The sequence below is a fragment of the Kineosporia sp. A_224 genome (genome assembly GCF_002198655.1).
Lineage (GTDB): Bacteria > Actinomycetota > Actinomycetes > Actinomycetales > Kineosporiaceae > R-H-3.
Genome location: NZ_MWLN01000165.1, coordinates 1 through 12,404 on the forward strand (window position 1 = coordinate 1; position 12,404 = coordinate 12,404).

A 12,404-nucleotide genomic window follows, 5' to 3' on the forward strand; every position below is an offset into this window, starting at 1 on the left:
GGGTAGGCGGCGGACGCCCGCCCGCGCTCGGCCCCGTCGGCCGGTGTCCGGGCGGCCCCGCCGCCGCCTACCCGAACGGGGGCATCCCGCTCGACGCCCTCTGCCCGCTGTCCTTCGCTCCGCGGGAGCACCTGCGGGCGGACGCCGCGCACGGGTTCGAGCAGCTGGCCCGCGCCTACTCCCGGCAGTTCGGCTCGGCCCCCTGCATCACCGACTCCTACCGCCCGCTGTCGGTCCAGGTGACCCTCTCGATGACCAAGCCGCGGCTGGCCGCCCGCCCCGGCACGAGCAACCACGGCTGGGGCACGGCGCTCGACCTGTGCGGCGGCATCGAGAGCTTCGGCACCGCCGAGCACCGCTGGATGCTCGTCCACGCCCCGCTCTACGGCTGGTTCCACCCCGCGTGGGCGCAGCGGGGCGGCTCGAAACCGGAGGCCTGGCACTTCGAGTACGGAGGCTGACGGCCACGACGGGAGCGGGCCGGCCGGTCGGGCCCGCCGGTCAGGCCGGCCGCTCCCCCGCCGGCCGCGGCCGCCCGTACCCGCGCCGGGTCATCTGGGTCGCGACGGCGGCGAGGTCGGCGGCGGACAGCTCGCGGGGCGTCCCGGCCGCGGCCGCCCGCAGCCACACGTCGCACGTCCACTCGAGGACCTCGGCGAGCGTCGCGGCCTCCGCGAGGTCGGCGCCCCAGGTCACCGCGCCGTGGTTCGCCATGAGCGCGCCCCGCCGGTCGCGCAGCGCCTCGACGACGACCGCGGCGAGCTCGGGCGTCCCGAACGGCGCGAACGGGGCCACCCGGACCGGGCCGCCGAGCTGCAGGGTCGCGTAGTGCACGGCCGGAAGCTCGTCGACGAGCAGCCCGGCCGCCGTCGACGCGGGCGCGTGGGTGTGGACGACGGCACGCGCCGGGGTCCGCGCGTAGACCGCGAGGTGCAGCGCGAGCTCCGACGTCGGCTCGAGCGCGCCGTCGACGACCGTCCCGTCGAGGTCCACCACCGTCACGTCGTCCGGGGTCGCGGTGCGCAGGACCACGCCGGTCGCCGTGACGGCCACGAGGTCCCCGTCGCGGGCGGAGACGTTGCCCGCGGTCCCCGGGACGACGCCCTGCTCGGCGAGGCCGCGGCACACCGTCGCGATCTGCGTGCGCAGCGCCGTCGTCCCGCGCGGCAGCCTGCCGCGGTCCCCGTTCACGCCGTCCCCGTTCACGCCGTCCCCGTTCATGCCGTCCCGTCGTTCGTGCTGTCCCCGGGCAGCCGCCCCGCGGAGACCTCGAGGACCCGGGTCTGGGTGACGAGCGCGGTGACGAACCGGGCCGGCGTGACGTCGAAGGCGGGATTGTGCCCGCGGGTCCCGGCGGGGGCGGTCCGCACCCCCGCGTGCACGAGCACCTCGTCGCCGTCGCGCAGCTCGATCTCGATGGCCTCCCCGCCGGCCGTCGCGAGGTCGAGGGTCGACTCCGGGGCCGCGACGACGAACGGGATCCCGGCCTCCCGGCAGGCGAGCGCGACCCCGAGCGTGCCGACCTTGTTCGCGACGTCGCCGTTCGCCGCGACCCGGTCCGCACCGACGACCGCGACGTCGACGAGCCCGCCGAGGATCGTCCCGGCCGCGGCCGAGTCGGCCTGGACGACGTGCGCGATGCCGTCCCTGGCGAGCTCCCACGCGGTGAGCCGGGCGCCCTGGAGCAGCGGCCGCGTCTCGTCGACGTAGACCTGCTCGAGGACGCCCCGGCGGTGCAGCTCGCGGACGACGCCGAGCGCGGTCCCCCACTGGGTCGTCGCGAGGAACCCGGCGTTGCAGTGCGTGAGGACCCGCAGCGGGCGGCGGGCGACGCGCTCCAGGAGCCAGTCCGCGCCGAGCCGGCCGATCGCGTGGTTCGCGGCGCCGTCCTCGGTGACGATCCGCTGCGCGGCGGCGAGGACGGCGGCCTCGCCCTGCGGGACGAGCGGCTCGACGAGGTCGACCGCCCAGGCCAGGTTGACCGCCGTCGGCCGGGCCGTACGGACCCGGTGCACCTCGGCGGCCAGCCGGACGGCGTCCCAGCCCTCGCGGCGGGCCTGCCGCATCGCGACGACGACCCCGAGCGCACCGACCGCGCCGAGGGCCGGGGCACCCCGGACGACGAGCCGCCGGACCGCGTCGACGAGGGTGTCGACGTCGGTGACGTCGACGTGGACGACGCGGCCGGGGAGCAGGGTCTGGTCGAGCAGCCGCAGCGCCTCGCCGGTCCAGCCGACCGGCCGGCCCGGCGGCAGCCCGCCGTCCCCGTCGGTCGGCGCGTCGGCAGCGGCGGGATCCATGCCGACGACTCTCCCAGGCCGGGCGCTGCCGGGCCACGCCCGCCCCGGGATGACGAGGGCTACTCAGGCCCGCCCGGTGCCCGGCCGCCTAGCGTCGGCGACGTCGCGGTGACGACCACCGCACCGCCCTCCCGGAGGCCCCCGTGCCCGAGTCCCGCGTCCCGCTGCCCACCTTCCCCGCACCGACGACCCCGCCCGTCACCGGCCCGGCGGCGCCGCCGGACGGTCTGCGACCGAGCGCGGCCTTCGTCGGGGTGTCGTGGCTCGCCCTGCTCACCGGCTGCCTCGGCTACCTCGTCGGGCTGTGGAACGCACGGATGACGATGAGCGAGAAGGGGTTCTACCTCACCGTCCTGCTCTTCGCGCTGTTCGCCGCGGTCTCGCTCCAGAAGTCGGTCCGGGACCGGCTCGAGGGTGTCGCGGTCTCGGCGATCTACCACGGGCTGTGCTGGCTCGGCGCCGGCGCGGCCGTCGTCCTGCTCACCGTCGGGCTGTGGAACGCGGCCCTGGCCCGCAGCGAGAAGGGCTTCTACGCGATGGCCTTCACGCTCGCGGTCTACGCGTCCGTCGCCGTCCAGAAGAACGTCCGCGACCTCGCCGCGACGCAGGCCCCGGCCACCGAGCGGCCGGCGCTGCTCTAGCCCTCGCGCAGGGTGCGGCTCGGTGGGACGCCGTACGCGCGGCGGTACGCGCGGGTGAACGTCCCCGCGTCGGCGAACCCCCAGCGGGCCGCGACCGCGGCGACCGTCGTCCGCGGCCCGAGGCGCAGCAGGTCCGCGTGCGCCCGCTCGAGGCGGCGCCGCCGGACGTGCCCGACGACGGTCTCGCCGTGCCGCTCGAAGAGCACGTACAGCGCGCGCAGCGACAACGAGGTCGCGGCGGCGACGGCACGCGGGTCGAGGGCGGGGTCGTGCAGGTGCTCCTCGACGTAGGCCCGGGCGACCTGCCAGGCCGCGTCGTGCCAGGCCGGTCCGTCGGCACCGGGGCCGTCGTCGTCGAGGACGGCGGCGAGCAGGTCCACGGCGGCGCTCCCCGCGGCGAGTGCCGCGGCCGGTGGCAGCGGGTCGTCGGCGGCGCACCGGCCGACGACGGCGGCGAGGTAGTCGACGAGCAGGGCGGTGGCCGCGGTCCGCGGCAGCAGTCCCCGGGCGCAGGCCTGCCCGGAGCGCTCCGCGACCTGCGGCAACCGCGCCCGCGGCACGAGCAGGGTGCGCTTGACGAGCCGCTCGGGGATCCGGAACCGGGTCGGCACCCGGCTGTCCCAGACGACGACGTCCCCGGCCCGGGCGACGAACCGCTCCCCGTCGATCTCGAGATGCTCCACGCCCTCCCGTACGACGAGCACCCCGACGTACTCGCCGTCGGTCGCCGCGGCGTGCCGCGCCGTCCGGCCGCCCGCCCCGGCCCCGGCCACGCAGTCGACGAGGGCGACCGGCCCGAGCATCCGCCGGGTCACGACAGCGTCCGGGAGCAGCGTGCCGCCGCGGCCGTCCAGCGCCCAGGGCAGGTGCGTCGTGCAGATCGCCTCCGCCCAGCCCTCGAGCCGGTCGCCGGGCGGCAGGTCGGCGACGGCCCAGGACCGGACGCCGGAGTCGGTCGGAGCGGTCACGTCGTCCCTCCTCGTGCACGGCGCGAGGTGGTGCGGCGCCGCGGCACGGCGCGAGGTGGTCCGGCCCGCGGCGCGGCCCTTCGAGTATCCGTACCCGGCGGGCGCGGTGTCCACGCCCTGCCGGCACCGGTCCTGCACGCAACGCCGGGCAAGCGTGCACGCGGCGCCGGACCGCAGGCGCCCGCGGCGCGCAGCATGGCGGGCACCGGGCCCGGCGACGGAGCCGCGCCCATCGCGAAGGAGCGACACGATGCGCGAGGACGTCGGGTTCCGCACCGAGGACGGCACGACGCTGCGGGGCTGGCTCTACCGCCCGGACGGCGGCGACGGCGACGGCGACGGGACGCCGCTCGTCGTCATGGCGCACGGGTTCTCCGCGACGAAGGAGATGTACCTCGACGACTTCGCGGACGTCTTCGTCGCCGCGGGCCTGTCGGTGCTCGTCTACGACAACCGCAACCTCGGCGAGAGCGAGGGCGGGCCGCGCGGCGAGATCGACCCGTGGCAGCAGGTCCGCGACTACCGGGACGCGATCACGTGGGGCTCGGCGCTGCCCGGCATCGACCCGGCGCGGGTCGGGATCTGGGGCTCGAGCTACAGCGGGGCGCACGTGCTCGTCGTCGCCGCGATCGACCGGCGGGTGCGCTGCGTCGTGGCCCAGGTCCCGCTCATCAGCGGCCTGGAGAACGCCCGGCGGCTCATCCGGGCCGACCACTTCGCGGGGCTGCGCGCGATGTTCGACGCCGACCGGGTGTCCCGCTACGCCGGTGGCGCCCCGGCGACGATCAAGGTCGCCTACGAGGACGACCCGGCCGAGCCCAGCGCGCTGCCGACGGCTGACACGCACGACTTCTTCCTCGGGCCGATCCTCGACCGCGCGAAGACGTGGAGGAACGAGGTGACGCTGAGGTCCGTCGAGCTGTTCACCGAGTACGAGCCCGGCGACTACATCGACAAGATCAGCCCGACCCCGCTCCTGCTCGTCGTCGCGGCCGGCGACCACCTCACCGTCGCCGACCTGACGACCGCGGCCTACGAGCGGGCCCGCGAGCCGAAGAAGCTGCTCGTGCTGCCGGGCGGCCACTTCGACGCGTACGTCGGTGACGCGTTCACCCGGTCCAGCGCCGTCCAGCGGGACTGGTTCCTGGAGCACCTGCTCGGGTAGCCGCCTCGCGCGCCGGGCGAGTGCGCGGGCTGCACGTCCTCTGGCGGGTCGTGCACTCGTCACGCGTGCTCTGGCGGGCCGTGCACGTATCGGGTGACGTCCTCTGGCGGGTCGCGCACGTATCGGGTGGCGTCCTCTGGCGGCATACGAACCTCTCGCGCGTCGTCCTCTGGTGTCTCGTGCACGCAACGTCGTCCTCTGGTGCGAGAAGCACTCCACAACGCACGGGAGAGGTGCTTTCGACACCAGAGGACGCGTTGCGTGCACTAGACACCAGAGGACGTGCGACGTTGCGAGCGCGACCCGCCAGAGGACGACGCTCGATACGTGGACGACCCGCCAGAGGACGCCCGGACGCGTGCTGCACCCGCCAGAGGACGAGCGCCGGCGACCAGGCACGGGACGACGGCCTACCGGCCCCCTGCGGAACGTCCGCAGGCAGCCGGACGATGCGCTCCTAGCATCAGGACCATGACTGCGGACCCCGGGACGACGGACGGCGTGCACGACGACGCACACGACGACGGCGTGCACCTGCCTGTCTCGGTCGTCGTGTCCCGGCGCCCGGCGCCCGGGCGGGAGGCCGACCTCGAGCGCTGGGCCCGCGGGATCGTCGCTGCCGCGAGCGGGTTCCCGGGGCACCTCGGCGCCCAGGTCTACCCGGCCTCGCCGCCCGACCGGGACGACCTCGTCATCGCCTTCAGCTTCACGGACGCCCACAGCCTGTCGGACTGGGAGCACAGCGAGGTGCGCCGGGACTGGCTCGCCCGCTCGGCCGCGCTCGTCGCCGGGCCGAGCCAGGCGCATTCGGTGAGCGGCTTCGAGAGCCTCTTCCGGGCGGTCGGGGAGCCGGCCGGGACCCCGGCGCCGCCGCGGTGGAAGACCGCGCTCGTCATCGCGCTCGCGCTGTTCCCCGCGTCGTTGCTGCTCAACTGGCTCGTGACGCCGCACCTGACGGCCTGGCCGCTCCCGGCCCGGATCCTGCTGTCGACCGTCGTCATCGTCCCGTGGATGGTGTGGGGCGGCGTGCCGTGGCTCTCCCGGCTGCTGCGGCCCTGGCTCAGAGGGCACTGAGACCCACCGGCCGACGCGCGGCGGCCCCGGGCCGGGCCGTACGGTACGGCCCATGACCGTGCGTGCAGGCGTCGTCGTGACGGGTACCGAGGTGCTCACCGGCCGGGTCACGGACCGCAACGGTCCCTGGCTCGCCGAGCAGCTGCGCGGGCTCGGTGCCGACGTCGGCCGGATCGTCGTCGTCGGCGACCGCCCCGACGACCTCGAGGCGGCGCTGCGCCACCTCATGGCCGACCACGACCTCGTCGTCACGAGCGGCGGCCTCGGCCCGACGGCGGACGACCTCACCGCCCGCGTCGTCGGTGACGTGCAGGGCCGTCCGTCCGAGCTCCACGAGGAGACCTACAAGGTCGTGCGGGCCGTGGTCGAGGAGCTCATGCGCCGCCGCGGCTGGACCGCCGACCCGGCGGCGGTCGACGCCGGCACCCGCAAGCAGGCCACCGTGCCCGTCGGCGCACACGTCCTGCCGCCGGTGGGCACCGCCCCCGGCCTCGTCGTCCCCCCGGCGGACGGGCGCACCGGCCCGCCGGTCGTCGTCCTGCCCGGGCCGCCGTCCGAGCTGCGCGGGATGTGGCCGGACGCCGTCGCGGCGCCGGCCGTGCGCGCCGTCCTCGCCGGGGCGCCGGCCCTCCTCGAGGACACCGTGCGCCTGTGGGGCACGCTCGAGGCCGACCTCGCGCAGTCGCTGCGGCGCGTCGAGGACCGGCTCGGCGGGCTCGACGTGAGCACCTGCCTGCGCGGCGGCGAGCTCGAGGTCGTCACCCGCTACGCGCCCGCCGCCGCGGACCGGCTCGAGGTGCTCCGCAGCACGCTGCTCACCGACTTCCCGCGGACCGTCTTCTCCACCGACGGCTCCACGGTCGACGACGTCGTCGGTGCCGCGCTCGTCGCCCGGGGGTGGACCGTCGCCGCGGCCGAGTCGTGCACCGGCGGCCTGCTCGGCGGCCGCCTCACCGCCCGCAGCGGCTCCTCGGCGTACGTCCTCGGCAGCGTCGCGGCGTACGCGAACACCGCGAAGACCGCACTGCTCGGTGTGCCCGCGGCCCTCGTCGCGGAGCACGGCGCCGTGAGCCCGCAGGTCGCCGACGCCATGGCGGACGGCGCGCGGGCCGCCTTCGGCGCCGACGTCGGGATCGGCGTCACCGGCGTGGCCGGGCCGGGTGGCGGCACCCCGGAGCGACCGGTGGGGACGGTGCACGTCGCCGTCGCCGGGCCGACCGGACGGCGCGCCCGCACGCTGCACCTGCCGGGCGACCGCGAGCAGGTCCGGGAGATCACGGTCACCGCGGCGCTGCACGAGGTGCGGTTGCTGCTCGCGACCGGCGGGACCGCCGCCGACTGACGGGCACGGTCCGTACCTGTCGATCGACCGGTACGCGGATCCCGCTGTCGCACAGCATGTTTCGGCGCGGTAAAGAACTCGTGAGGACCGGGCGCGCGGTCTGTGCCGGCCCGGTCCGGCACCCCTAGCCTTCGCCCCGTGCGGCACCGGACCACCGGGGCGCACGACCCGGAGGTCCGATGCCCGAGCAGGCGCCGTCCAAGCAGTCGTTCACGTTCACTCCCGAGCAGGGGGTGCCCCCGGCGGTCGGACCCTTCTCGCACGCGACCCGGTGGGGGTCGATGCTCTTCGTCACCGGGCAGATGCCGACCGACCCGGCAACGGGCGCGCTCGTGCCCGGCGGCGTCCTCGCGCAGGCGGAGCAGGTCCGCGCGAACCTCGCCGCCTGCCTCGCGCCCTTCGGGGCGACGCTCGACGACGCCCTCATGGTGCGCGTCTACCTCACCGACTTCGGCGACTTCGACGCCTTCAACGCGCTCTACCGCACCTGGTTCACGGGGCCGCTGCCCAGCCGCACGTGCGTCGGGACGACGGGCCTCGCGGTCGGCGCCGACGTCGAGATCGACCTCGTCGTGGGCCTGCCGGCGTCCGCCGCCGGGGTGCCGGCATGACGGTGCCCGTCCTCCAGCCCGGCAGCGGGACCCTCCACGGCGAGCACCTGCTGCTCTCCACCCCGGGCACGGTGTCGTGGGGCCGGCTGCCGAACGCCGCGTCCGCGCCCGTGCTCTCGGTCGCCTCCGGGGCGACGGTGACGTTCGAGGCCCTGAGCCACGAGGGGATCATGGCCGACCAGGGCCGTGACCCGGTCGCCTTCCTCGCCGGGTTCGGCGTCGCGGCGGGCGACGTCCTGGCCGACGCCGTCGAGATCGCCGCGAGCGGCCTGCCGAACGGCCCGGACGACGGCCCGCACGTCGTCACCGGACCGGTCGCCGTGGCCGGGGCCCGGCCGGGCGACGTCCTGCGGGTCGACGTCCTCGACCTCGTGCCCCGCCAGCCGTACGGGTTCGTGAGCAGCCGGCACGGGCTCGGCGCCCTGCCCGGCGAGCTCCCCGAGGACGGCGTCCCGGCGGTGTTCGAGTTCTGCCCGGTCTCGGTCGTGGGCGGCCGGCTCGTCAGCTCGGTCGCCGCGCCGGACGGGCGGCGCGCGACGTTCCCGCTGGACCCGTTCCTCGGCGTCATGGGCGTCGCGCCGGCGACCGAGGAAGCGGTCCACTCGGTGCCGCCCGGCGACCACGGCGGCAACATCGACATCAAGTGGACCCGGGTGGGCAGCACGCTCTACCTGCCGGTCCAGGTCGACGGCGGCCTTTTCTACGTCGGCGACCCGCACTACGCGCAGGGCAACGGCGAGGTCGCGCTCACCGCGGTCGAGGCCTCGCTGCGCGCGACCCTGCGGCTCACGGTGCTCAGCGGGGACGACGCCGCCCGCGCCGTCGGGACGCTCACGTCACCGGTCGTCGAGACCGCGACGCACTGGGTCCCCACCGGGATGGACGTCGACCTCGACGAGGCGATGCGGCAGTGCGTGCGCCACGCGCTGACCTTCCTCACCGAGCGGTTCGGCCTCACCCGGTCGACAGCGATGGCGTACCTCTCGGCCGCCGCCGACTTCGAGGTCAGCCAGGTGGTGGACACGGTGAAGGGGATCCACTGCATGATTCGCAAGGCGGACTTCGCCGCCTGGGTGTGAGGGAGGACGCTCGGTGCAGGACACGCTACGGATCGTCGTGGACGACCTCAGGGGGCCGCAGATCGCGGCCTTCCTCGAGGCGCACCTCGAGCAGATGCGGGCGACGAGCCCGCCGGAGAGCAAGCACGCGCTCGACCTCGACGGCCTGCGCCGGCCGGAGGTCGTGTTCTGGACCCTGCTCGACGGCGACGAGGTGGTCGGCTGCGCCGCGCTCAAGGCGCTCGACGCCACGCACGCCGAGGTGAAGTCGATGCGGACCCACCCGGAGCGGCGCCGGCAGGGCTACGGCGCGCTGCTCCTGCGGCACGTCGTCGAGCAGGCCCGGTCGCGCGGGTTCACCCGGCTCAGTCTGGAGACCGGCTCGATGCCGTTCTTCGCACCCGCCCGGGCGCTCTACGCCGCCCACGGGTTCGTCCCGTGCCCGCCGTTCGCGGACTACGTGCCGGACCCGAACAGCGTGTTCATGACGACGGTCCTCGAGTAGCCGGCGGCCGGGGTCAGGGCTTGCGGGCCACCCCGGCCCAGTAGTACGCCGACCGGGGGTTGTCGACCGGACCCGTAGGACGCCACGCACGGACCGGGACGATCCCCGGCTCGACGAGCTCCCAGTCGCCGAAGAACTCCGCCACCTCGGCCTGCGAGCGCGGCACGAACGTCATGCCGCCGCCCGTCGCGAACGCCGTGACCGCGCCCATCGACTCCGGGTCGAAGTCGCCCGTCGGGTGGGTCAGAGCGAGGTGGCTGCCCGAGGGCAGGGCGTCCCGCAGCGCGGCGACCGCCCCCTGCGGGTCGTCGTCCGGGCCGAGGAGCATGAGCAGCGCGATGAGCATGAGCCCGACCGGCTGCTCCAGGTCGAGGACCGGGGCGATCTCCGGGTGGCCGAGCAGGTCCGCGGCGTTGCGGACGTCGGCGTCGACGTACGCCACCGACCCCTCCGGGCGGCTGAGCAGCATCGCCCGGGCGTGCGCGAGGACGATCGGGTCGTTGTCCACGTACGCGACCTTCGCCGTCGGGACGACGGACTGCGCGACCTCGTGGAGGTTGGGGCTCGTGGGGATCCCGGTGCCGATGTCGAGGAACTGCGTGACGCCGGCCGCCGTGAGGTACCGGGTCGCCCGCTCGACGAAGTCCCGGTTCTCCCGCGCCATCGCCGGCAGCGACGGGATCTGCTGGATGAACATGTCGGCGAGCTGGCGGTCGGCGGGGTAGTTGTCCTTGCCGCCGAGCCAGTAGTCGTACATCCGCGCCGAGTGCGGGGCGCCGGTGTCGAACTCGGGCGGGGGCCACACGCCGTCCGACGGGCTCCCCGTGGTGGTCCCCGGCGTGCCGCCGGTCGTGCCGTCGTTCGGCGTCATCTCGGCCCCCAAGCGCGGAAACGCGGCGCCGTCTCAGGCACCCCGGACGAACAACGACCCTAGGCCATCATCGTCACGAATGGGACGACGGGGGGCCAAGGTTATCGATCCCCTCAGGTCGCCGGGGCCGGGCCGGGCTACCCTCGCCGTCCATGGACCGCGACGCCCTCGTGCTCGAGCTCGGCCGCCTGCTCGTCGCGGACGACGAGGTGACGAACGGTCCGGGCTGGGCGCACGTCGTCCTCGTCGCGACCGTCGACGACGCCTCGACGCGGATGAACGGGTTCAGCTACGGCCCGGACGGCCCGCCGGAACCGGCCGCGCCGCGGGACACCAGGACCCTGGACGTCGTCCGCGACCTGCGCACGGCGATGGCGGCGCACGACGGCGGACCGCCCTGGGTGAGCTGCCTCGTCCGGGTCGAGCACGCCACCGGACGGCTCACCGTGGACGTCGAGTACGACGACCCGCAGCGCTGGCGGATCACGCGGCAGAACCAGGGCGAGCGCGCCGTCGAGCTCGACCCGCGGCCGGCCTGACCCGGGAGCGACGCCCGCGGACGATGCCGCCGAACCGGTGACCGCGGCGAAAAGCCGGTGCACGCCCGGGCGGGCCGCCGCGACCATGGGCGGATGCTGACCGACGAGACGCCGAGGGAGGTCCCGCTCCCGCCGCGGCGCATCGCCCTGCCCGACACGCTCGCCGCGAGCCGGGCCGGCGACCACGGCGCGCCGCCGGCCGTGACCATGCCCGCCGGGGTCGCGCTCGACGACTCGGACCGCGCGATGGACGTCGTCGACCTGCTCGCGCTCGAGCCGTTCGTCAGCGGACGCCAGCCGTTCGCCCGGAGCACGACGCTCGAGGACGTCCTGCCCGACGCCGCCCTGCTGCCGCCGGACGGCGTCCGGGCCCGGCACGCGGTCGAGGACAACGCCCGCAGCGCGCTCGTCGTCGGTGACGGCTGGACGCTGCGCTCCACCCACTGGCTGCGCACCCGGCGCGCCGAGGTCGCCGTCACGGCGGTCGACGAGGACCTCGCGCGCACCGTGCTCGAGGCGGCGACCCGGGGGGCCGTCGAGCCGGCCGCGGCGGCCGACACGCACGTGAGCGTCGGCTTCTGGCACCTCACCGCGCACGGGGCCCGGTACCGGCCGCGGGCGATCGAGGCGCCCGCCTGGGCGGACATCGCGCCGAACTACGCGGCCCCTGTCGCGACGGCGGCGTCCCGGCTCGCCGGGCTCACCCCGGAGGGCCTCAACGGCCGCGTGCTGCTGCTCCACGGGCCGCCCGGGACCGGCAAGACGACGCTGCTGCGCAGCCTGGCCCAGGCCTGGCGGCCCTGGTGCTCGACGGACTGCGTGCTCGACCCGGACCGGCTCTTCGCCGAGCCCTCGTACCTGCTCGAGGTGACGACGGCCGAGCCCGAGGTGGACGACGAGGACCGGCCGGCGGACGGCCGCTCGCGCTGGCGGCTGCTCGTGCTCGAGGACTGCGACGAGCTCGTCCGCGAGGGGGCGAAGGCCTCCGCCGGCCAGGCCCTCTCCCGGCTGCTCAACCTCACCGACGGGATGCTCGGCCAGGGCACCCAGGTGCTCGTCGCGCTGACGACGAACGAGCGGCTCTCCGCCCTGCATCCCGCGGTCATGCGGCCGGGCCGCTGCCTGGCCCAGGTCGAGGTCGGCCGGCTGTCCCCGGCCGAGTGCGCCGCCTGGCTCGCCGCGCGCGGTGCGGACGCCCCGGTGCCGCCGGGCGGCGCGACGCTCGCCGAGCTCTTCGCGGTCGCCGCCGCCGCCCGCGGCGAGGGCCCGCCGGTCACCGTCGGCGGTGCCCCGGCCGAGGGGGTCGGCCTGTACCTCTGACCGGTCGGCT

The 12,404-nt window shown here is 76.0% G+C and carries 14 protein-coding genes; 10 read left to right on the top strand and 4 right to left on the bottom strand.

The annotated features are described in order from the left end of the window. On the top strand, positions 1–461 hold a 461-nt coding region (locus EDJALFJO_RS14930), incomplete at its 5' end, for a D-alanyl-D-alanine carboxypeptidase family protein (protein WP_198950316.1). A 40-nt stretch (positions 462–501) separates the two neighbouring features. Here EDJALFJO_RS14930 and EDJALFJO_RS14935 read toward each other — a convergent pair. Then, positions 502–1,221 carry a class II aldolase/adducin family protein gene (locus tag EDJALFJO_RS14935; protein ID WP_088286585.1) on the bottom strand — a complete coding sequence of 240 codons (720 nt, stop codon included), beginning with the start codon at positions 1,219–1,221 and terminating at the stop codon, positions 502–504. Continuing rightward, positions 1,218–2,300, bottom strand: coding sequence for an S-methyl-5-thioribose-1-phosphate isomerase (mtnA, locus tag EDJALFJO_RS14940; protein ID WP_088286587.1), 1,083 nt, complete (start codon positions 2,298–2,300; stop codon positions 1,218–1,220). The genes EDJALFJO_RS14935 and mtnA overlap by 4 nt, the downstream gene beginning before the upstream one ends. Before the next feature lie 227 nt (positions 2,301–2,527). Here mtnA and yiaA point away from each other — a divergent pair, with 227 nt between their 5' ends. Beyond that, positions 2,528–2,941: an inner membrane protein YiaA gene (yiaA, locus tag EDJALFJO_RS14945; protein ID WP_369812539.1), complete on the top strand. Its 414-nt coding sequence runs from the start codon at positions 2,528–2,530 to the stop codon at positions 2,939–2,941. Here yiaA and EDJALFJO_RS14950 read toward each other — a convergent pair. Then, on the bottom strand, positions 2,938–3,909 hold the full coding sequence (locus EDJALFJO_RS14950) for a helix-turn-helix domain-containing protein (RefSeq protein ID WP_143448590.1): 972 nt from the start codon (positions 3,907–3,909) through the stop codon (positions 2,938–2,940). The genes yiaA and EDJALFJO_RS14950 overlap by 4 nt on opposite strands. A 250-nt stretch (positions 3,910–4,159) precedes the next feature. Here EDJALFJO_RS14950 and EDJALFJO_RS14955 point away from each other — a divergent pair, with 250 nt between their 5' ends. The 6 genes from EDJALFJO_RS14955 to EDJALFJO_RS14980 all read left to right on the top strand — a co-directional run bounded on the left by EDJALFJO_RS14955 (position 4,160) and on the right by EDJALFJO_RS14980 (position 9,664). After that, the gene (locus EDJALFJO_RS14955) at positions 4,160–5,074 is read left to right on the top strand and encodes an alpha/beta hydrolase (RefSeq protein ID WP_088286591.1); all 915 of its coding nucleotides are present in this window, start codon (positions 4,160–4,162) and stop codon (positions 5,072–5,074) included. A 471-nt stretch (positions 5,075–5,545) separates the two neighbouring features. Next, positions 5,546–6,148, top strand: coding sequence for an antibiotic biosynthesis monooxygenase (locus EDJALFJO_RS14960; RefSeq protein WP_088286593.1), 603 nt, complete (start codon positions 5,546–5,548; stop codon positions 6,146–6,148). Between the two features lie 52 nt (positions 6,149–6,200). Beyond that, positions 6,201–7,490, top strand: coding sequence for a competence/damage-inducible protein A (locus tag EDJALFJO_RS14965; RefSeq protein ID WP_088286595.1), 1,290 nt, complete (start codon positions 6,201–6,203; stop codon positions 7,488–7,490). A 179-nt stretch (positions 7,491–7,669) separates the two neighbouring features. Then, on the top strand, positions 7,670–8,101 hold the full coding sequence (locus EDJALFJO_RS14970) for a RidA family protein (RefSeq protein WP_088286597.1): 432 nt from the start codon (positions 7,670–7,672) through the stop codon (positions 8,099–8,101). Further along, entirely contained in the window at positions 8,098–9,180 is a 1,083-nt protein-coding gene (locus EDJALFJO_RS14975) for an acetamidase/formamidase family protein (RefSeq protein WP_198950318.1), read from the top strand. Before EDJALFJO_RS14970 ends, EDJALFJO_RS14975 begins: the two co-directional genes overlap by 4 nt. Positions 9,181–9,193: 13 nt before the next feature. Further along, on the top strand, positions 9,194–9,664 hold the full coding sequence (locus EDJALFJO_RS14980) for a GNAT family N-acetyltransferase (RefSeq protein WP_233149874.1): 471 nt from the start codon (positions 9,194–9,196) through the stop codon (positions 9,662–9,664). 13 nt (positions 9,665–9,677) lie between these two features. On the opposite strand, the gene EDJALFJO_RS14985 is transcribed toward EDJALFJO_RS14980, so the two are convergent. After that, positions 9,678–10,535 carry an SAM-dependent methyltransferase gene (locus tag EDJALFJO_RS14985; protein WP_088286601.1) on the bottom strand — a complete coding sequence of 286 codons (858 nt, stop codon included), beginning with the start codon at positions 10,533–10,535 and terminating at the stop codon, positions 9,678–9,680. Between the two features lie 152 nt (positions 10,536–10,687). On the opposite strand from EDJALFJO_RS14985, the gene EDJALFJO_RS14990 reads away from it, so the two are divergent. Together EDJALFJO_RS14990 and EDJALFJO_RS14995 are read left to right on the top strand one after the other, a co-directional pair. Further along, entirely contained in the window at positions 10,688–11,074 is a 387-nt protein-coding gene (locus EDJALFJO_RS14990; protein ID WP_088286603.1) for a hypothetical protein, read from the top strand. A gap of 93 nt (positions 11,075–11,167) precedes the next feature. Next, positions 11,168–12,394 (top strand): DUF5925 domain-containing protein, encoded by a 1,227-nt coding sequence (locus EDJALFJO_RS14995; RefSeq protein WP_198950319.1) that lies wholly within the window; start codon positions 11,168–11,170, stop codon positions 12,392–12,394. The last annotated feature ends 10 nt before the right edge of the window (positions 12,395–12,404 follow it).